Annotated in this window: 15 protein-coding genes; 3 read left to right on the top strand and 12 right to left on the bottom strand. The window is 49.5% G+C overall.

Features of this window, described 5'->3' with window-relative positions; all coding sequences use genetic code 11:
- The first annotated feature begins 55 nt into the window (after positions 1-55).
- Positions 56-1,681, top strand: coding sequence for a response regulator transcription factor (locus AB4Y93_RS18000; protein ID WP_441894241.1), 1,626 nt, complete (start codon positions 56-58; stop codon positions 1,679-1,681).
- 51 nt (positions 1,682-1,732) lie between these two features.
- On the opposite strand, the gene AB4Y93_RS17995 is transcribed toward AB4Y93_RS18000, so the two are convergent.
- The 7 genes from AB4Y93_RS17995 to AB4Y93_RS17965 form a co-directional block, all read right to left on the bottom strand.
- The gene (locus AB4Y93_RS17995) at positions 1,733-6,301 is read right to left on the bottom strand and encodes an InlB B-repeat-containing protein (protein ID WP_441894240.1); all 4,569 of its coding nucleotides are present in this window, start codon (positions 6,299-6,301) and stop codon (positions 1,733-1,735) included.
- 213 nt (positions 6,302-6,514) lie between these two features.
- The gene (locus AB4Y93_RS17990; RefSeq protein ID WP_441894239.1) at positions 6,515-7,372 is read right to left on the bottom strand and encodes an inositol monophosphatase family protein; all 858 of its coding nucleotides are present in this window, start codon (positions 7,370-7,372) and stop codon (positions 6,515-6,517) included.
- A 200-nt stretch (positions 7,373-7,572) separates the two neighbouring features.
- A complete protein-coding gene (locus AB4Y93_RS17985) occupies positions 7,573-8,430 on the bottom strand; it encodes a sulfite exporter TauE/SafE family protein (protein ID WP_441894370.1) in 858 nt (285 codons plus the stop codon).
- Positions 8,431-8,593: 163 nt separating this feature from the next.
- A complete protein-coding gene (uvsE, locus tag AB4Y93_RS17980; RefSeq protein ID WP_441894238.1) occupies positions 8,594-9,610 on the bottom strand; it encodes a UV DNA damage repair endonuclease UvsE in 1,017 nt (338 codons plus the stop codon).
- 6 nt (positions 9,611-9,616) lie between these two features.
- Positions 9,617-9,934, bottom strand: coding sequence for a hypothetical protein (locus AB4Y93_RS17975; RefSeq protein ID WP_167278765.1), 318 nt, complete (start codon positions 9,932-9,934; stop codon positions 9,617-9,619).
- Positions 9,935-9,958: 24 nt separating this feature from the next.
- Positions 9,959-11,083: a D-alanine--D-alanine ligase gene (locus AB4Y93_RS17970; protein ID WP_441894237.1), complete on the bottom strand. Its 1,125-nt coding sequence runs from the start codon at positions 11,081-11,083 to the stop codon at positions 9,959-9,961.
- Between the two features lie 25 nt (positions 11,084-11,108).
- On the bottom strand, positions 11,109-12,467 hold the full coding sequence (locus AB4Y93_RS17965; protein WP_441894236.1) for an amidase domain-containing protein: 1,359 nt from the start codon (positions 12,465-12,467) through the stop codon (positions 11,109-11,111).
- 285 nt (positions 12,468-12,752) lie between these two features.
- Here AB4Y93_RS17965 and acnA point away from each other — a divergent pair, with 285 nt between their 5' ends.
- Positions 12,753-15,455, top strand: coding sequence for an aconitate hydratase AcnA (acnA, locus tag AB4Y93_RS17960; protein WP_441894235.1), 2,703 nt, complete (start codon positions 12,753-12,755; stop codon positions 15,453-15,455).
- Between the two features lie 244 nt (positions 15,456-15,699).
- On the opposite strand, the gene AB4Y93_RS17955 is transcribed toward acnA, so the two are convergent.
- Positions 15,700-16,443 carry an IclR family transcriptional regulator gene (locus tag AB4Y93_RS17955; RefSeq protein ID WP_441894234.1) on the bottom strand — a complete coding sequence of 248 codons (744 nt, stop codon included), beginning with the start codon at positions 16,441-16,443 and terminating at the stop codon, positions 15,700-15,702.
- Between the two features lie 236 nt (positions 16,444-16,679).
- On the opposite strand from AB4Y93_RS17955, the gene AB4Y93_RS17950 reads away from it, so the two are divergent.
- The gene (locus AB4Y93_RS17950; RefSeq protein WP_441894233.1) at positions 16,680-17,792 is read left to right on the top strand and encodes an alpha/beta hydrolase; all 1,113 of its coding nucleotides are present in this window, start codon (positions 16,680-16,682) and stop codon (positions 17,790-17,792) included.
- A 92-nt stretch (positions 17,793-17,884) separates the two neighbouring features.
- Here AB4Y93_RS17950 and folE read toward each other — a convergent pair whose 3' ends face one another.
- The 4 genes from folE to rnhA form a co-directional block, all read right to left on the bottom strand.
- On the bottom strand, positions 17,885-18,475 hold the full coding sequence (folE, locus tag AB4Y93_RS17945) for a GTP cyclohydrolase I FolE (RefSeq protein WP_167278759.1): 591 nt from the start codon (positions 18,473-18,475) through the stop codon (positions 17,885-17,887).
- Between the two features lie 39 nt (positions 18,476-18,514).
- Positions 18,515-18,736, bottom strand: coding sequence for a YneF family protein (locus AB4Y93_RS17940; RefSeq protein WP_167278758.1), 222 nt, complete (start codon positions 18,734-18,736; stop codon positions 18,515-18,517).
- Between the two features lie 109 nt (positions 18,737-18,845).
- Positions 18,846-20,024, bottom strand: a complete 1,179-nt coding sequence (gene queG, locus AB4Y93_RS17935) for a tRNA epoxyqueuosine(34) reductase QueG (RefSeq protein ID WP_441894232.1) — start codon at positions 20,022-20,024, stop codon at positions 18,846-18,848.
- 31 nt (positions 20,025-20,055) lie between these two features.
- Complete coding sequence (gene rnhA, locus AB4Y93_RS17930; protein ID WP_167278756.1) at positions 20,056-20,490, bottom strand: ribonuclease HI; 435 nt, start codon at positions 20,488-20,490, stop codon at positions 20,056-20,058.
- Positions 20,491-20,585 lie beyond the last annotated feature (95 nt).

Below are 20,585 nucleotides of genomic sequence, written 5' to 3'. Positions count from 1 at the left end.
GCCTATGCTTACGAAGTAAGAATTGCTTCACAATTCTTTTTAGGAGGAACTTAACATGCGCCAACTTCTTATAGTAGATGACCAATCCATACTGGCAGATGATCTTGCAGATATGCTGCCATGGGATGAGGCCGGGATCGATGTCGTACATAAAGCTTATTCCGGTCCTGAAGCGATCGAGCTGATGCATGTACACGCAATTGATGTCGTCATTACCGATATCCGGATGCCTGGCATGACGGGACTTGAGCTTATTCAGGAAATTAAACAGAACTGGAAGCATACGAAATGCATCCTGCTCTCCGGGTATTCCGATTTTGAATATACGAAGCAGGCACTGAAGTTGAAATCCACTGATTACTTACTAAAGCCCGCATCTGATGATGAGCTTCTCACTTCGGTCCGAAGGGCAATTAAGGAACTCGAGCAGGAATGGCTGGAGATCAGCTCTATGCAGCGAGCCATGTACTCCCTTCGTGAACAATTGCCTAAGCTGCGGGAGTATTTGCTTCTTGATCTCTTAAGCGGCAAGCAATCGATAACGCTGCAGCATTTGTCCAAAAAGCTAGCAACCTATTCGATCCCTTTCCAGGAGGGAGATCCGTTCCATGTCTTGCTGCTCCGGTTAGACGATGAGGATCGGCTGTATGATGATGGAGAAAGTGAGGCCCTCATTGATTATGCCCTATCCAATATGGCGGAAGAAGTGTTTGGGGATCAGCTGGATATGTGGCATTGCAAGGACTCGAACGGGTTTATTGTCTGTCTTTTAAAAGCCAAAGTCGGTTCAACCATACCGACTGACCTCGACGGCTGGATCGAAAGCCATGCCTTCCAGCTGCAGCATGTTGTGAAGGCCTATCTCAAGGTCGGCATCTCCATTCTAACGAGTAAAAGCGGCACATTCCCACAAGATGTAAACCCGCTCTATCAGAATTCCATCACTAACTTCCGTCAGTTCATCGGCGGTGAGAGAGACCTATTCGTGTCGCTCGCTAAAGAGCCTACACGCGGAGCCCCTCAGCTGCTCGGCGAGCTGTACCGCCCGCCATCCGTCTTGCAGATGCTCGAGCTTGGTCAATGGGAGATTGCAAACGACAAGCTCGAGGCGATTTTCCGGGAGATCGAAGAAGAATGGCGTGGTTCCCAAGAGCATGTGCTGGAAGCCTATTTCTCTATCGCTGCCTCTCTTGCTGCATTAGCACACAAGAACAAGAAATGGCTCTCTGACATGATCGGCGATGATTTCCACGCTTTCGCGAATGGCAGTCCGATCAATTCCGTTGAGGATTTGCGTGCATGGACAAGCCGATCCATAACTTCCTATCAGAAGTCGGTTAATAGTGAAGATAAGGATTCACGTTCGGGCATCATCCGTAAAGTCCAGGAGTTTATTCATGGCCATTTGGAGCAGGCATCGCTTCACTCCATCTCTACTCATGTTTATCTAAATCCTTCCTACTTGTCGAAAATTTATAAAATGGAGACCGGGGAAGGCATCAGCGAATATTTACTCCGTGCCAGGATGGAGAAGTCAGCTGAGCTGCTCGCCCAAACCGATGAGAAAATCTATGAAATCTCGGTCATGCTCGGCTACCAGAAGCCAAGCTATTTTATTCAATTATTTAAAAAGCATTTTGGCATCACGCCTCAGGAATATCGGAATAAGGTTGCTAACTAGGCGTAAACAAAAGAAGCTTCTCATCCAGATCGGACGAGAAGCTTCTTTTTGTTAGATCAGATTAGATTTCATTAGCAGCCGCTGAATTAGTACAGCAGTCTCTGCCCTAGTAATTTTTGCTGCAGGTGCAAGAATCGAAGCACTCTGTCCGGATACGATTCCGGTTTGCAAGCAAGCCGCAATTCCACTTTTAGCCCATACCGAGATGCTTCCTTTATCCGAGAACCCGTTAATCAGCTCGTTCACTTTGCTCTCTTGAAGGTCGGCTGGAATACCCGTTAATACCATCGCTTTGGCTATAATCTTCATAGCCTGTTCACGGGTAATGCTATCGTTTGGATGGAAGCTGCCATCCGTATACCCGTTAATGAGCTCATGCGAGTAAGCAGTCTGGACAGCCGCGGAGTACCAAGCCGATGTTTTCACGTCCGAGAAGCTGCCTATGCCCTTCTCCAATTGGAGTCCCAGCGCGCGTACAATAATCGCAGCGAACTCGGCACGGGTAATCGCTTTATTCGGGTAGAACAACCCCTCTCCCGCCCCGCCAACGATTAACCGCGACCCCATATCCTCTACTGCGCTCTTCGCCCAATGATGGTTGACATCAGGGAAGGAAACAGCCTTACTTACAAGTGCATACAAGCTGTTCGTAAGACTATTGATAACCGCGTACTGCTTGCCCTCAATCGTGGCCTGCTTCGTAGGCACAGGCCGAACAGAGCCGTCCGGCTCCACGACAATTGCCGTTAAGGCTGGATTCTGAGTGCCCACCGGAATGGCAATCATCCGTTCGACATAGGAGGCGAATGTCGAAAGCTCGATTTTCTTGCCACCATAAGAAACAAATACCGAGAAATTAACAGGTGGTGCTGCCAGGGTAAGATGATTTTGCTCGACTGCTTCCTTGGTCAATGAAGCCATTTCCGTCGTTGGTTTGCTGACTTCCAAGCTAATCACAACATCCTTGGCATTCACGTTGCCAATTAATAGATTCTCCATCGATTCGTAACTGATAGAACCCATTGGCAGAGAGTAAACGGCATACTCAGTCTCGATCCGTAAGATCGCTTGCTTCTGAATTAACATCTGCAGGACATCGCCGGACAGCTCGCCAATTGCAACATCCGATCCCGTCTTGATTGGAAGAGCAACTGTAACCTTCTGGTCCGCGGAGGCAAGCACCTCTTTCACTTTATCCGCATTCAGATGAATGGTTGAAACCGATTGCTCTCCTCGATTAGAGGACTTAAGCTCACCTAGGTTAAAAGATTTTCCGTCAATGATGATCTCGAAATTAGAAGACGGCTTTGGATTACTTCCACTGCTGTTATTGCTAATTTCAGTAAAGGTAGCTGTAACATTCAGGTTGCTGCTTACCCCCAAATCCGTTCTTGTTGCGGTTCCCACTCCGTCACTCCAGCTGACAAACCGATAACCAGCATCCGGAACAGCCGTTACTTCCGTCCCATCCGAGCTGTGAAGCACCATTTGGGCCGCATCACCGGTCAGTGTACCATGCAGGCCTGCCGTATAAGTTAGCGTATATTCGTTAATCTCAAAATTAGCCGTGACGTTCAAGTCAGCCACGATCCGGGTATCCTTACGGGTATCCACCAGAATACCGTCGCTCCAGCCGATAAAATGATAGCCGATTGCCGGTTCTGCTTTTACTTCCGCTCCATCAGCTTCGTAATTCACTTCCTGAGTTGCCGCTCCGGTCACGCTTCCCCCTGCTCCTGCAGAATAGGTCAGCTTGAACGTGTCGATTGCGAATTCTGCCGAGACATTCAGATCGCCGGTTACGTTCAGATCTGTACGGTTAGCCGTCGTCACGCCGTCACTCCAACGTACGAAGTGATAGCCTGCGTCTGCTGCCGCCGTTACTTCCGTTCCCCCGGATCCATGAAGCACCGTTTGAAGATTATCACCAGTCAGTGTTCCATGATCGCCTGCCGAATAAGTTAAGAAGTATTCGTTAATCTCAAAATTGGCCGTGACGTTCAAGTTAGCCACGATCCGGGTATCCTTACGGGTATTTACTAGAATACCGTCGCTCCAGCCGATAAAATGATAGCCGATTGCCGGTTCTGCTTTTACTTCCGCTCCATCAGCTTCGTAATTCACTTCCTGAGTTGCCGCTCCGGTCACGCTTCCCCCTGCTCCCGCAGAATAGGTCAGCTTGAACGTGTCGATTGCGAATTCTGCCGAGACATTCAGATCGCCGGTTACGTTCAAATCTGTACGGCTCGCCGTATTCACGCCGTCACTCCAACGGACGAAGTGATAGCCTGCGTCTCCTGCCGCCTTTATTTCCGTTCCATCCGAGCTATGCTCCCGCGTTTGATGAACAATGCCGGTCAGAGTGCCATGCGCTCCCGCGGTATAAATCAGGTCGTATTGATTAAGTTCGAATTCCGCCGTTACCGCAAGGTTTGCTTGGACATTTTTATCTTGGCGAGATGCCGTGAGCACACCATCGCTCCAGCCAACAAAATGATAGCCTGTGCTTGCTATAGCAGTTACCGACACACCGTCTGATCCGTAATCTACGGTTTGAATGGCATTCTGATCAATGCTTCCTCCAGTGTCAGCCGTGTAGGTTAATGTGTATTGATTGATTGAAAACAGTGCTGTAACGTTTTTGCTGGACATGACTGCGCTATCCATGCGGGATGCGGTCGTAACGCCATCACTCCAGCCGACAAAGCTGTAACCCTGATTCGGGATTGCAGTAATCTCACTGCCATTTGAGCCGTACGTTACCGTTTGGGTGGTTTGGCCAGTTAACCTCCCGCCTTCCGCGGCCGTATAAGTCAGCGCGTATTCATTAATCGCGAAGCTTGCTGTTACGCTTTTGTCCGTTCTGACGTTGCGATCCGCAGGACGAGCCGCGGTCTCCACGCCATCACTCCACCCGGTGAAATGATAGCCTGTATCCGGTGTCGCCGTTACGGCCTGACCATCCGAACCGACCTCTACAATTTGCTCCTTCGATGTTTGCCCGTCAATACTGCCCCCGGCACTTGCCGTATAGGTGAGCTTATAAGTGTCAATCGCAAATTGCGCGGTAACGCTCAACTCCCCTGTTACGTTGCTGTCCGTTCGGCTTGCATTCGTATCGCCATCGCTCCAGCTTACGAAGTGATAGTCTGGATTTGCTGCTGCCGTTACGGTGGATGCGTTCCCGCCGTGGGTTACCTGTTGAGTCGTAATTCCCGTAACACTTCCGTTCGCTCCCGCTTCATACTTAAGATCGTAAACGTTAATCTCAAAATTAGCAGTTACGCTAAGATCGCCAGTAATGTCGTCGTCCTTACGCATTACATCCGTATTGCCATCGCTCCAATCAACGAAATGGTAACCCGTATTCCCGACGGCCGTTACATCAGTACCGCTTCCTCCTGTGCGGACGCCTTGTACTGCGCTGCCGCTAATCGTACCATTCGAGCCTGCCGTATAAGTAAGCCTATGCTGTGCCATAAGTATAGTGCCGTTCGCTCCGAGCGCCATGAACTCTCCATTCACATACGCCGCTCCATACAAGACAGCTGTTGTGCCGCTCGAACGCTGCTGCCAGTTCTGCCCATCCGGAGAACTAAGAATCGTACCATTGCCGCCAACGACTACATACGTGCCGTCGCCATATGCGGCGCCATAGAACGTGCCGCTCACCGGAGGAGTGCTTGCAGTCCAATTTACTCCGTTCGAAGACGTAAGAATCTTGCCGCTGCTTCCAACCGCAACGAATAAACCATTGCCATATGTAATACCTCGAAGTGTCGTAGACACGCCTGAGGTTTGCGGCGTCCAGTTCACACCATCCGTCGAACTTAGAATCGCCCCTCCACTGCCGACCGCGACATAGGTTCTTCCGCCAAATGCAACTGCATTAAGCGCTCCGCTGCCCGGCGAAGCTGACTGCGACCATGTTGACCCGTCAGTCGAAGTCAGAATCGCTTGCGTCTGATTAAAATTAATATCATTGCTTGCCCCGACTGCTACATATCCTGAGTCTCCATACGAGACGCCATACAGAGTCATTCCTGACTCGCCGGGAGGCTTAATCAGCTTCCAATTAACCCCGTCATCCGAAGTCATGATCCTCCCAAGATAGCTCTGTTGACCATACATAATATATTGAGCATATCCTACGCCTACAAAATTAAGAGGACCGCCAGATACCAAACTTCTAATCTCGTGATCTCTCTCGTGTTCTTTGTTCGGGTTTGTCTTAACCTCGTACTCATTGTAAATGGCTTTATTTGTTAGAGTTGTCCATTCCACTCCAGTCGTGGAGGTCCCGTACAAAATTCCACTATGCATATAGCCGCCATTACTACCCGGAAACGGCATTGGCGGTGTACCAGCTGCAACAATCGTTCCGTTGCCGTAAGCCGCCGTACGGAACGAATCCGTAGGATCGGTTGAGCCTGACGGCTTCGCTACCCAAGACAAGCCATCCAATGCATCCGTACCACCGCTTGCAAATGCCTTACCTGCAAACGCACCGAGACCCGCTGTCGGCAGCAAGCCTACTACTATTGCGAAGACTAGCACAATTGCTATTGTCTTCTTTACCGCGTAACGATTCATCATGATCCCCCATATATTCAAACTCATCGCCTAATTCATCCCACCCTCACATGTGCCAAAATACGATAATTTCTAATTAGTATGATATACCATGCAGAAAAACTAATCTATCAAATACATATCCTTACAAATTCCATGAAACGCTAAAAAACCGGCTATCGCCGATAGCCGGTTTTTGTACTGACTCTATTCATTTGAGGCTGATTCCAAATCAATACATAATGTCCATTTAAGCACCTATTATTTCACTGCCTCCGCCTTCGCAAGCGCCTCAAGGAATGGCTGATGTACCTTTCCATTCGAAGCTACGACATGGCGGACACCGAGATTGTACGTTCCACCCAACGTATCGGTTACGATACCGCCGGATTCCTGTACCAGTAATGCACCTGCTGCGAGGTCCCAGCTGTTCAGACCAATCTCCCAGAAGCCGCTAAGGCGTCCGGCAGCGACATATGCCATATGAAGGGCAGCAGAACCTCCTGAACGAATGTTACGCACTTGCGGCGCCATTGCTTGCAATCCCTTCATATTCAGCGGCAGTGCATATTCTGCATCTGCCGGGAAGCCCGTTGCAATCAAGCTCGTCTTCAGTGTATCCTCACCAGACACACTCATCCGTTTGCCATGTACATAAGCGCCTTTGCCCTTTTCGGCAATAAACAGCTCATCCCGCATCGGATCATACACAACGCCTAGAATAACCTCACCTTTATGGGCAAGGGCAATCGATACTACAAAGAACGGAAAACCATGTACAAAATTGGTTGTCCCGTCAATCGGGTCAACAATCCATAGATACTCGGCATCGCTTAATTCTTCCAATGCACGCGCGGATGCCTCCGGCCCTGGCTCAACACCCTCTTCACCCAGGAACGAATGATGAGGGAAATGTGTCAGCACTAGACGTTTTATCAGCGTTTCCGAGCCTTTATCCACTTCTGTCACCAAATCATGTGCCGAATACTTTATATCAAGCTTCTCATAATTTCCTAGCTTAGACTTTATCCATTCTCCCGCTTTAGCCGCACAGTTGATCGCCACGGCGGCGAAGCTTTTGCCTCCGACGACGGTGCCCTGCTGATCACCTACAGTCACAGTCCATCACTCTACTCTCGTCATAATTTAATGAATGCTTTAATTGTATGTTTGTAACTTATACGTATGACTTCCTATGCAAGTTTCACACAAGTGATTACGTCATCTTTAGGAAGAGCAGCGTACACTTCACGAATGAAATATGAGCTCAGTATAGTGAAATCTTACACTTCCTATATTTTAAAAATATTAACCTAGTGTTAAAGCTTCGTCAAACCTTCGTATATCAATTGGCCAGCCAGCAGCAACAGCGTGATGCGCAGCAGCCAGAGCAGACCCTTTCCGCTCATGCGGCTAGCAATCATGGCCCCAAGCTTGCCGCCTATCCATGCACCCGGTACTAAAGCCAAAACAATCCAATAATTGATTTCGCCAAGAAAGCCATGCATCCCGCTCCCAAGAATAGAAGAAAGGAAGATCACAAACATAGATGTAGCGGTAGCCGTATGCGGTGGGAAGCGGAACAACAGCACCATAAGAGGAACAAATAAAGAACCGCCGCCAATCCCAAACAAACCCGAAATTAACCCGACAGCAAAACCAATCCCGAGTGCCGGAAGCATTGCATAGCTGTATGTATGCTCCTGCCCTTTTGCATCCACTATGGTCCGTTTGATTGGCCACTCCCGGGTGATCGGTTTCAAATAATCCTTAGCAATTAACAGACCTGCCATGAGCAGCATGAATACGCCGAACGAAAGCGAGAATGCAGCGCCTTGAAATCGGCTGGTCAAAGCAGATCCAATCATCGCAGCTGGCCCGCTAGTGATAAAAAACAACCAGCCGCTGCGGAAATCGACCAGTTTCTTCTTCGCATAGCTTAGGGTTGAGGCAAGTGCTGTTACAATCAGCATCGTGAGCGATGTACCTACGGCAGTCGCATGGCTGATCTCATCGCCCGTGAGCTGCGATCCGAGGAGCATCAGCACTGGGACGATAATAATGCCGCCGCCAAGACCCACGATACTTCCAAACATCGCTGCAACAACACCAAGCAGCGCGAGAAGAATCCACTCCAACACTTTCGTTTCACCGCTTTCTGAAGTCTCTGGATGCATCTGAATTATGTACCTGCATAAAATAACACCGCCTAAGGTGAAACGCTCTCCGCCATCTTCTGACGGCGTGATGCGTTTCATTCCGGAGAATTCTAAAGCTTATTTATAAGACAAAACTTATAAACACTTAGAATTCAAGGAGTTACCTTGACGGTGCTAACGATTATGGCTCGATCTCAATGGTTCCGCCATCAAGAATCCGGATCCCGTCTTCCTGCGCGGCCCTTTCCTTCAAATCCTCCATCAGCTTGAGCAGAGCGGCATCCTTGCTCTTGGCTTCAAGCATGCAATCAATCCTTGGCGTTATCGATGCAACGCTTCGAAGAAACTGTACAAGCGGCTCCGGCTCCAGAAACTCTGCATGACCGCGAGGATCCGAGAGACTTTTGGGACTCGAAGCATGAATTTTCGGCGGAAGTGCACCTTCTTCTAGCCCAAGGCGCTCCTCTTCCAGCTTCCAGGTACGTGCAATCCGCGGCCATAAGCCAGCAGACAGCTCGTCCATCGATACATCGCCGCTGTTGACGGCATGATGATGAATGTCCAGCACCATCGGCACGCCGACGGCTTCCGCTGCTGCCAGCGTTTCCCGAACATTAAATGTCTTATCGTCGTTCTCCAGCGTAACCCGATGCTTGTACCGAGGCGATAATGCACCAAACTGCTCGATAAATCGCTCACTGGACAGCTTTTTATCGCCATAAGCTCCACCCATATGAATATTGCATTTCACGGTCTCGGGAAGCTCCATTGCCTCAAGCATCCGGATATGATAATCGAGATCACGCTCGGAATTCACCAGAACTTCTGGCCGATTCGTGCTGAATACGCAAAAATGATCGGGATGGAACGAGGTCCTCATCCCTGTCTTAATCGCATAGTCGCCAAGCTCCTTCATCGTAGGACGAAGCACAACAAACGGATCCCAATCTGCAAGATCACCGTGGGTAGCAAGCGGGATAAGCTTTGACGAGAATCGATACATGTGGATGTCATGCGCATTAGCATGTTTCATAATACGAAGCGTGCTCCGCAGATTATCCTCTGCGATCCGCTCCATTTTCCGTATGCCGGCTTCTCGATCATTCAACTTATTAAAGCTCGCAAATGTCATCGTCCGAGATGGTGAAGCATTCTCAAGAATCATACTCATGGCGACGAATCCGAACCGGACGATCATTATGAATTATACCCTCTCTCCGAAAAACATCTCGTAGGCGAGAGCCGTCTGAATGCGCGCTTCCTCTTCGTTCAGCTTGCGCACCAGCTCCATCTCCACTTCCGTCACTTCTTCGCCTTGGAAATTAATTTCCGCAATCGAGGCTAGGACGCGAACGATCGCAATCGCTTCGTTATTAGGTGTATATGCGATTACTTTCTGGCCGGTTGGGAAGACGCGGAACCCGCTCTTCACCATTTTGCCCCTACCGTATTCAAGCAATTCATACAACTCTTGCTCCGATTTGAATTTACACACGGAATTAAACTCTGTTGCAAAACCCATTATAATCTCCTCCTTCCTCTAGAATTAGGGACCTCCATTGCCGCAACCGCCGTAATCAATCGTTTGCTTATCCGCGTAACGCTTCAGAGCAAGCTCGATCAGCTTATCGAGCAGATCGCGATAAGGCAGGCCTGATTCCTTCCACATAAGCGGGTACATACTGATTGGCGTAAAGCCCGGCATCGTATTCACTTCATTTATGAATAGCTGCCCATCTGTTTTTCTTAAGAAAAAGTCTACGCGGGACAGCCCCGACCCGTCAATCGCGAGAAATGCACGGATCGCCATATCTCGTATGACTTCTGCCTTATTGTTCGGGATATTCGCTGGGATATGAATCGTTGATTTGCCATCTACGTACTTCGCCTTATAATCGTAAAACTCATTGGAAGGCGCAATTTCACCCGGTACGGATGCCTTCGGTTCTTCGTTACCAAGTACGCTGACCTCAATCTCCCTTGCATCAACAAATTCTTCAACAATGACCTTACGGTCGAACCGAAAGGCAAAATCTATGGCAGCAATAAGCTCCTCGCGGTTCTTCGCTTTAGATATTCCTACGCTGGATCCGAGATTAGAAGGCTTCACGAAGCAGGGATACCCTAACGCTACCTCACATTCCATAATAAAAAAGGAGGCGTCCTTCTCCCACTGCGCCCGGTTGAAATAACGGAATACGCACTGCGGCAGACCCTCGTAGGCGAATACTTTCTTCATTGTAATCTTGTCCATCCCGACAGAGGAAGCTAAAACACCTGCCCCGACATATGGTATGTTCGCAATCTCCAGCATTCCTTGTATGGTCCCGTCTTCCCCGAAAGTGCCATGAAGCAGCGGGAAAACAACATCAATTCCTGCCGCAGCACTCCCGCCAGCTAGACTGCCAAGCAATGGAGTGAGCGGGAATGCTGGAGTTGCAGGTAGCTGTGAACCATCAGGAGGCAGGAGCCGGAGCTCATCAATTGCCGCCGGCTGGCTTCCAGCTACCTGCCCTACTCTCCATTCGCCAAGCTTTGTAATATAAAAAGGTGTTATTTCATATTTCGCGTAATCGAGCTCACCCATTACTGCAAATGCCGTCTGCAGCGATACGTCATGCTCTCCCGACTTCCCTCCATAAATCAACCCTAAGTGTACTTTCTTCCCCATTAGGTATCCTCCGGTATGATCAATTTTAGAAGTGGTCCGCTATATGAAAAAAACGATATCTCGTTTGTTCTGTCCAAGCATAGGAATCACGATAATCCCAGAAGCGATGCCGGCTCGGAACCGTGTTCGCATTAACGAGCGGCATACCCGCCGCATCGAAGGCCGTAATAATTGTGCTGTGCTGGTACCTATTATCCCCGTTCCAATCATACGTAATGACATCGCCAAGCTGCAGTTCCTCCACCGATTGAACAACCGTTGCATGCAGGCCAGAGCTTCGCTTGCCGGATAAATAATTGGTGAGCGCATTGGACACTGCCCAGCTGTAGCTCCACCATTCTTTGCCGCCATTTCGGCCTTTGTACCACCAGCCGCTTTCTCTTTTACCAGTATAGTTCATAGGTGCGTGGCCTGCAAAGAGACACTGGGAAATATAGTTGGTACAGTTCACTTCAAATTCTTCATAGGCTGGATTACCTTCATTCCACCATCTGTCGGCATAAGCAGCTGCCATTTCACGTCGGTATGGAATTCCTTTCACCCGCTGCTTCAGCTGTGGATACTGGTCAAGATTCAGAAATGGTGTAGACCGGAAGACCGATGCTTCCCGCGTCTGATCCAGCACTTCCTCTTCGACTGCACCTGTATATTCCGACATTCCAAATCGTGGTCTTCGCTCGGCAATGACAGGCTCAACTCGGAAAATACGCCAGGCTTCTCCTGTGAAATTCAGCCATAACCGCTCGAATTCGGTTCTCTCCTCCAAATAGAACAGGCCCGACTGCTCCATCTGCCTTTTGATATGAAGCTTCACAAGTACGGATACTTCTGTTGGGGATTCATTCACCCTTATCAGATCAGCCTTTGTCTCGCCTCTTGCTGGCAGCACACCGCGATACAAATCTCTTTCCCGTAATCTTTCGAGTCGATAACGAAGTCGTGAGCAGTGATCTTTATCGTCTATATAATCATCAAGGGCAGCAAAATGCTGATCCGTCTCAGCCTTATTATATAAGTTCACATATTTCGAAATGGCCGTTTTCCATTCACCAGAGGCCTCTCTCTTCTTTGCTCCTTCCTGATCCGAGGAACGAAGCAAGGAAGAAAGCTTTTGGCGGGCTGGCCTCTCAGCAGTATGTCCGGCAGAAGGCTGGGCAGACTTTGGATGGGTGGATTGGACGGGTAGCTCACTTAACGACGACAACGTCAGATTGCCGGGCTGCTCACGCACGGCTGTTTTAGGCACCTCAAACGGATGTCTCTCCTGAGAATCCGCTGGACTGGATGGCTGGACGGTACGCACCGCCGCCGGCTGGAGCAGAAAAGCTTTGTTTGACCGCTGCCTGTCGGCACGATTCCTTGGACGATCCGATCGCGTAGACATGGCTACCCCTCCCATTCCTGTATTTGCTGGTTCATTATATGAGCAAATGTATAATTTCATGTAACAATCACCACAGGGCTTGGGAACACTACTTGAGGTAAACGGCAAAGGATGCTAATGAAGTGAAGTTTACTTCGTAAACTTAAGCGTATGCTTTCGAAGTGAAGTTTACTTCGTAAACTTTTGAGCTAATGCTTTCGAAGTGAAGTTTACTTCGTAAACTTTTGAGCTAATGCTTTCGAAGTAAAGTTTACTTCGTAAACTTTTGAGGAGGAACAGAAACGTATGTCCACGAACAACCCTTTTGCACAGCGCAGTACGCTGGATGCTGCCGGCAAAACCTATGTGTATTACCCAATTGCAGAGCTGGAGAAGCAAGGGCTGGGCCCAGTTTCTAAGCTCCCCTTCTCTATCAAAGTACTCCTTGAAGCGGCTGTTCGCCAATTTGACGGACGGGCGATAACAGAGGAGCATGTAAAGCAGATTGCCGCTTGGGCGAATGGCCGGGTCGATAAGGAGATTCCTTTTATTCCAGCGCGTATTGTCCTTCAGGATTTCACCGGTGTTCCAGTCGTCGTAGATCTGGCTGCGATGCGTGATACGGTAAAACGTGTAGGCGGAGATCCGAAGAAGATCAATCCGCTAGTACCGGTTGACCTTGTCATTGACCACTCCATCATGATCGATACGTTTGGTACACCAGAAGCTCTTGAATACAACACCAAGCTTGAATTCAAGCGTAATGGCGAGCGGTACCGCTTCCTTCGCTGGGCGCAGACAGCCTTTGATAATTTCCGTGCGGTACCTCCCGGCACAGGTATCGTGCATCAGGTGAATTTGGAGTACTTAGCATCTGTGGCAGCGACCAAACAGATCGGAGAGGACACCCTCGTGTTCCCAGATTCGCTTGTCGGCACGGACTCTCACACCACGATGATAAACGGCTTAGGTGTTGTAGGCTGGGGTGTAGGCGGTATTGAGGCAGAAGCTGGGATGCTTGGACAGCCGCTCTATTTCGTCATGCCAGAGGTTATTGGCTTCAAGCTGACAGGCAGCCTTGCAGAAGGCTCGACCGCTACCGACCTTGCCCTGACCGTAACGCAAATGCTGCGTAAGAAAGGTGTTGTAGGCAAGTTTGTCGAGTTTTTTGGACCAGGGCTGTCCAATATCAGCTTGCCAGACCGTGCTACTGTGGCCAACATGTCACCGGAATATGGCGCGACAATCGGCTTTTTCCCTGTAGATGAAGAGGCACTCCGCTTCCTTCGTGATACCGGCCGGGATGAGGCGCAGATTGAATTGGTAAAAGCGTATTATAAAGCGCAGGATATGTTCCGAACCGATGAGACACCAGATCCTGTATTTTCGGATACGCTGGAGCTTGATTTATCGAGTGTTGTCCCTTCTCTCGCTGGGCCCAAACGGCCGCAGGACCGCGTAGAGCTTACCCATCTGAAAGAGGCGTTTAATGACATTATTAATACTCCTCTTGAGAAGGGCGGCTATGGTCTTAGCGAAGAGAACATTAAGCAGAAAGTAGAAGTACATCACAAAGACGGACGGGTCAGCGAGATGAGCACCGGTGCCGTCGTAATCGCCGCTATTACAAGCTGTACGAACACCTCAAACCCAAGTGTTATGCTTGGCGCCGGACTTGTTGCCAAGAAGGCCGTCGAGCGTGGCCTAAAAGTTCCTGCTTATGTCAAAACATCACTAACACCCGGGTCACTTGTTGTAACCGAGTATTTCAACCGCGCTGGTCTGATGGAACCACTTGAGGCGCTTGGCTTCCATGTGACTGGTTATGGCTGCGGCACTTGTATCGGCAACTCCGGTCCTCTCCCTGACGAGGTCAGCAAAGCGATAGCCGATAACGATATGACCGTATCCGCCGTATTGTCCGGTAACCGAAACTTTGAGGGCAGAATCCATGCTCAGATTAAAGCGAACTATCTGGCGTCCCCGCCGCTTGTTGTTTCCTATGCATTAGCAGGCACGGTTAATATCGACCTGTCGAAGGATCCAATCGGGCTAGGCTCCGACGGCAAGCCGGTCTATCTGAAGGATATTTGGCCAACAAATCAAGAGGTGCATGAAGCAATTAAGGCCTCGCTCCGTCCGGAAATGTTCCGTGACAAATACGCCAACGTTTTCACACAAAATGACCGCTGGAACGCGATCGAGGTTCCAAAAGGTGAAAGCTACGAATGGGATCCGGATTCAACTTATATCCAGAATCCACCATTCTTTGAGGATTTGGGTGCAGATATTGCCGACATCGTTGATATTCCAGCATCGAAGATCCTCGCCCTGCTTGGCGATTCAGTGACAACCGACCATATTTCACCTGCGGGTAATATTAAGACTGACAGCCCAGCCGGCACCTATTTGACCGATCATAACGTGGACAAGGTTGACTTTAACTCTTACGGCTCCCGCCGCGGCAATCACGAGGTCATGATGCGTGGTACGTTCGCCAATATCCGGATTCGCAATCAGGTGGCCCCGGGAACAGAAGGCGGTGTGACCACATACCTGCCAACGAATGAAGTGATGTCTATCTATGATGCTTCCATGAAGTATCAGGATGATGGCACCAACCTTGTCGTTATCGCCGGCAAAGAATACGGAACGGGCAGCTCCCGCGACTGGGCAGCTAAAGGTACTTACCTGCTTGGTGTAAAAGCCGTCATCGCCGAGAGCTTTGAACGGATTCACCGATCGAACCTTGTAGGTATGGGTGTCCTTCCCCTGCAGTTCATGGAAGGTCAAAGCTGGAAATCCCTTGGCCTGACCGGCCGCGAGACGATTGATATTTCCGGGCTGTCGAATGACGTGAAGCCGGGGCAAAAGATAAGCGTCAAAGCCACCGATGAGGACGGCAAAGTAACCGAATTCAGTACAACCGTACGACTCGACTCCATGGTCGACGTCGACTACTACMGCAACGGCGGTATCCTTCAAACCGTACTGCGCCAGATCATGTAATTTTGCAAAAAAGCGACTGTGCTAGGCTTAGCCCGCACAGTCGCTTTTTGTTGTTTCTATTTCTTCCACTCTTTAAAGTTAGGTTAATGGCAAACGGAGCAATTCGAATGATTCTGGAGAAGCGAAGCGTTCGCTTTTGCTCAGGGATTCCATTCCCATTGGAATTGTTCCAAGGAATCCCTGAGCAATGGCGATCGGAAGAACATTCGAATGCGCAGTTGCCCCTTAACGTCTACTTTAACCGTCACTTTATCATCGTCCCCATACGTTTCGCGTATTCGATCAAGACAGGTGAATATTCACGCATACTCTCCATCGTTAACCGGCTTGCAGGTCCAGACACAGATAACGCTGCTGCCACTTGGCCATGCCGGTTAAAGATTGGCGCAGACAAAGCCGCCACACCCGGCTCCCGCTCCTCGAAGCTCGTTGCGTAGCCCTGCTCTACGATTTCCTCAAGCTGCTGCTTATATTGATCCAGGTCGATGGTTAACAACCATGCTGGGTCGCCAAAAATCTGCTCTTGCACGAAACGGTCTGAGTAAGCAATCAATACTTTACTGGAAGCACCGGCATACAGTGGAAGTCTGGCACCTACCGGGGCAACCCGACGAACTGGCTGATTACTCTGCACGGCTTGAATCCGAACGCGTTCTGAGCCGTCACGCACATAAATACTTACCGTCTCTCCTAACCGGTCACGCAAGCGCTCCATCTCTGGCTGCCAAATAACAGCTTGATCATCCGAACGGGATAAATGCGCCGACAGCTCCCACATCCGCATTCCAAGATGATACCGCTCCGACGAAGGATCCCGCTCTAGAAAACCCCGATCCTCCAGCGTAGCCAGCATACGGTGGACGGTACTTTTATGCAGACCGACCTTCTCTGCGATCTCTGTCATCGCCAGATCCGTTCCCGCCGTAAAACATAGCAATATATCCAGCGCCCGCTCAACTGCCCGTACATTTGCTTTGCCTTCTTCCATGAAGTCCGTCCTCCTTTTGCCGTAAATCTAGTTCCGTACAATGAAACTTATTATCATCTAGTATACCTTACTAATGCGAGAATGGTAAAGATATGTTCCTTCATTACAGCCTGATTACAAATGTTTAACATTATATCGACATCAATTGACAGGCTCACCCTACGGGTCTACGATAAAAGTACTAGAGGCGTATAAGCGCTTACATAGTTTTTAGTTTTGTGGGGAGGGACACTGCGATGAGCACAACTATTATGACACCGATGCCGCTTGAAACCGGCTTTCCTCAATCCTTGCAGCCTTTTCCTCTTCTCGAAGGCGGACTGCAGAAACAAAGACCAAAAGCGAAGACCCGCAAGCATTTCTTCATCGCGCTGGTTGCATCTTTTACTGCGCTATGTTTGCTGCTTGTTCTCGTCTTTTACGGATATATCGCATGGATGCTGACTTATCCCTATGTTGCACCACTCACATCCAATCCGAAGGCCGCAGTTGGCCTCGATTATGAAGATATATTGTTACCTAGTGTAAGTGGTAAGACCACCGTCAGCGGCTGGTATGTCCCTGCTGCGGACAATGATTCAGACGCTGTCCTGGCAAGCTCGACCCAATCCTCGGAACGGACCGTTATTTTCAGCCATGGTTATGGCGCGAACCGGGAGGAAAGCTGGGTACCGATGTATGATCTAACAAAGCTATTGCATGGGCTTCACTATAATGTGGTACTTTTTGACTACGGATATGCTTCCCAGAAGTACAAAGCTCCAGCAACCGGAGGCATTGAAGAATCACAGCAGCTGCTTGCCATGATTAATTTTGCCAAATCCCGTGGAGCACAAGAGATCGTTGTTTGGGGCTTCTCGATGGGTGCTGGAACAGCGCTCCAAGCGGCACTCCAAACTAATGACATTGATGCCATGATTCTGGACAGCACTTTTCTTGCCAGCTCAGATACGATGTTCCATAACGTAACGCAAATCCTGCCGCTTCCTAAGTTCCCGTCTATGCCACTGATCGAGACTCTGCTGCCGATTTGGTCAGGTGCGAATTTGAAGCAGGTACCTGTCAAACAAATATTAGCGAAATCCTTTAATATACCGCTTTACATTATGCATGGTACGAATGACGCAAAGGCGCCTTATCAGTTAGCAGAGCAAATCGCAGCTGGTCAGTCGAATCCACTGTCCCGTTCGTGGATCGTACCAAACGGTCAACACGAAATGCTATTCCGAGCTTCACCAACTGAATATATTCAGCGCGCAGCCCTATTCTTAGGCCAAGTGGATCAACAGTTCCAAGCCCAATCTGAAGCTGAATCAAACTCATCCGCTGAATCATCTCAAACCTTATAATCGTATCCAGCACTTATACAAAAAAGCCTCCTGTGCAACAAGCGAATCATACACGCTTGCTGCACAGGAGGCTTTTCTTTCATTCACTTCTATTATTGCTTCAGCAGAGTCAGAAACTCCGAACGAAGCGCACTGTCAGAGAACACACCGCGGACTGCCGACGTAACCGTCTTGCTGCCCGGCTTTTTCACGCCGCGCGCGCACATACATAGATGCTCGCCTTCAACAACAACCATCACGCCTTGTGGCTTCAGCACTTCTTGCATGATATTAGCGATCTGCGTAGTAATCCGTTCCTGTACCTGCAGTCTTCTCGTTACCGCTTCAACAAGTCTTGCAAGTTTGCTGAGACCTGCGATTTTACCGCTTGGAATATATCCGATATGCACCTTCCCAAAGAAAGGCGCCATATGATGCTCGCATTGGCTGTAATAAACAATGTCTTTGACAATAACAAGCTCTTCATGCTGCTCGTCAAAGGTGACGCCTAGCACTTCGCGCGGATCTACCTCATAGCCTGCAAAAATCTCTTCATACATCCGGGTAACACGAGCCGGTGTCTCCAAGAGCCCTTCTCTTTCAACGTCTTCGCCAACCAGCTTCAATATTTCTTTCACATGATGCTCAATTTGCTCCCGGTTGCGCGATACCGCCGAATTGACGTAGTCTTTCATCCCCGCCATTTCGAACCACCTCTCCGGCTACTTCCAACTAACCGCACTTTATTTTCGTGGCATTTTCTGATTTTTCATCATATTCTGTGCACGATTCATTTGCTGCTTGTTTAAGTTGTAGCCCATTTGTTTAGCCATTTTTTGGATCATTTCAGGGTCATTCTGCATTTTCTCAAGCTGCTTGCGCAGGTAGAATACCCCGATAAAGAAGCCGCCTACAGCTCCTACGATTAACGTTACAATCGGAATAATGATGCTCCATGCCGACATTATTATAATTCACCCGACCCTTTCTATCATTGCTGCCTATAGTCTATAATGACCACTATAATAGCATGTAAAGCGGGCATTCGCAAACGTCCCGCAGAAGTAAATTTTCCTAGCTTTCACGCGGGATCGAAGGCGTATCACTAGTCCCAATCTGTACCGCCTCAAGACTAGCAATCGCCCGTTCTATATAAACTCTTGCTTCTTCATCAGATTCACTCGGCAGGGCTTCTCGCAAAGCGTCCAACGCATCCTCACCGCCAATTCGGCTAAGTGCCCAAGCTGCCGTACCACGCAGTACCGGCCTTGTATCTTCCTTCATGACGCCGATCAGATCGGGTACGGCGCTTTTCTCCTTGAAGTTACCTAGTCCAATAAGCGCGTTACGCTGAATCGGCTTCTTGCCCCGCCAAGCGGAGGAACTAGAAGCATAGCGCTCCTTGAACTCTCGATTACCTATCGTAAGCAGTGGGACAAGCAATGGCTTCACAAGCTCAGGATCCGGCTGAAGCTCGGGCTGATGCGTCCAGTTCTTACCCCGGTTCACCGGGCAGACAGTCTGGCACGTATCGCAGCCATATAACCGGTTGCCGATTTTACGCATAAGCTCATCAGATACGAACCCTTTGGTCTGCGTAACAAAAGAAATACATTTCTGTGAATCCAGCTGACCTGGGCCAACTAGCGCATCTGTCGGGCAAGCGTCGATACACTTCGTACACTCGCCGCAGCCTTCTGTTACCGGCGAATCCGGCGGGAATGGAATATTCGTAATCATCTCGCCGAGATAGATCCAAGATCCAAGATCCTCACTTAAGATCGAGCAGTTCTTAGCGCTCCACCCAATACCGGCCCGCTCGGCCACTGCCCTGTCCGATAACGCCCCCGTATCCACCATACTCTCCACACGCACTCCCGGAACATGCTCCTTCAACCAGGCTTCCAGACGCGCCAGCCTGTCCCGAAGCACCTTATGGTAGTCATCTCCCCAAGCAGACCGCGATAAAATGCCGCGCCGTGCGCCAGGCTCTGACTTAGGCGGGTTGTGCAGCTTAGCCGGATACGCAACCGCAATGGCGATAATCGATTGAGGATTATCAAACAGCAAAGCCGGATTTGTCCGCTTGTCCAAATCCGGCTCTTCGAAGCCTGATTCCCGGCCAAGTTCCCGGTGCCTGATCAGCCTCGTTTTTAATTCAGTAAACGGATCTGCGGAAGCGAAGCCGATCTTATCGATACCAAGGCTTGGCGCCGCTTTACGAATGTCCTCTTTTAACTTCGCCCAGTCCATCAGTATCGTGCTCCTCTCCTATTTATTCCTATTACAATCGTTTGATTGCTTCACGGGCAAGCTCGTCACAGCGGTTATTCCACTCGTTGTCACTATGCCCCTTGACTTTGATGTACTCCACTTGGTGGCGTTTCATCAGATCCCATAATACTTGCCATAAATCCTGATTCTCAACCGGTTCTTTCTTGCTATTCTTCCAGCCGTTACGCAGCCAGCCATGAATCCAGCCCTTCTGGAAGCAATTAACGACATAGGCAGAGTCACTGTATACTTTGGCTTTGCAAGGCTCCTTCAGCAGACTCAGAGCTTCTATAACCGCCTGAATCTCCATCCGGTTGTTCGTGGAGTGCTTCTCTCCCCCGGATATTTCTTTCCGATGAGCTCCATAGAACAGTACAGCTCCCCAGCCTCCAGGCCCCGGATTACCGGAACAGGCCCCGTCCGTGTATACCGTTACATCTTTCATGATCCATCTCCTAAAAAGAATTGCGAAGCAATTCTTACTTCGAAAGCATTAGCTTAAAGAATTGCGAAGCAATTCTTACTTCGTAAGCAACAGCT

Source organism: Paenibacillus sp. YAF4_2, from assembly GCF_052113225.1.
GTDB lineage: Bacteria > Bacillota > Bacilli > Paenibacillales > Paenibacillaceae > Pristimantibacillus.
This window is presented reverse-complemented; position numbering and strand designations above follow the sequence as displayed.

What these genes read in the sequence shown, in the direction of transcription:
- queG (WP_441894232.1), bottom strand. Translation starts at nt 20,024, where the DNA reads ATGGACTGGGCGAAGTTAAAAGAGGACATTCGTAAAGCGGCGCCAAGC.
- AB4Y93_RS17985 (WP_441894370.1), bottom strand. Translation starts at nt 8,430, where the DNA reads ATGCATCCAGAGACTTCAGAAAGCGGTGAAACGAAAGTGTTGGAGTGG.
- AB4Y93_RS17975 (WP_167278765.1), bottom strand. Translation starts at nt 9,934, where the DNA reads ATGGGTTTTGCAACAGAGTTTAATTCCGTGTGTAAATTCAAATCGGAG.
- AB4Y93_RS17955 (WP_441894234.1), bottom strand. Translation starts at nt 16,443, where the DNA reads ATGGAAGAAGGCAAAGCAAATGTACGGGCAGTTGAGCGGGCGCTGGAT.
- AB4Y93_RS17940 (WP_167278758.1), bottom strand. Translation starts at nt 18,736, where the DNA reads ATGTCGGCATGGAGCATCATTATTCCGATTGTAACGTTAATCGTAGGA.
- uvsE (WP_441894238.1), bottom strand. Translation starts at nt 9,610, where the DNA reads ATGATCGTCCGGTTCGGATTCGTCGCCATGAGTATGATTCTTGAGAAT.
- rnhA (WP_167278756.1), bottom strand. Translation starts at nt 20,490, where the DNA reads ATGAAAGATGTAACGGTATACACGGACGGGGCCTGTTCCGGTAATCCG.
- AB4Y93_RS18000 (WP_441894241.1), top strand. Translation starts at nt 56, where the DNA reads ATGCGCCAACTTCTTATAGTAGATGACCAATCCATACTGGCAGATGAT.
- AB4Y93_RS17965 (WP_441894236.1), bottom strand. Translation starts at nt 12,467, where the DNA reads ATGTCTACGCGATCGGATCGTCCAAGGAATCGTGCCGACAGGCAGCGG.
- AB4Y93_RS17995 (WP_441894240.1), bottom strand. Translation starts at nt 6,301, where the DNA reads ATGAGTTTGAATATATGGGGGATCATGATGAATCGTTACGCGGTAAAG.
- folE (WP_167278759.1), bottom strand. Translation starts at nt 18,475, where the DNA reads ATGGCGGGGATGAAAGACTACGTCAATTCGGCGGTATCGCGCAACCGG.
- AB4Y93_RS17950 (WP_441894233.1), top strand. Translation starts at nt 16,680, where the DNA reads ATGAGCACAACTATTATGACACCGATGCCGCTTGAAACCGGCTTTCCT.
- AB4Y93_RS17970 (WP_441894237.1), bottom strand. Translation starts at nt 11,083, where the DNA reads ATGGGGAAGAAAGTACACTTAGGGTTGATTTATGGAGGGAAGTCGGGA.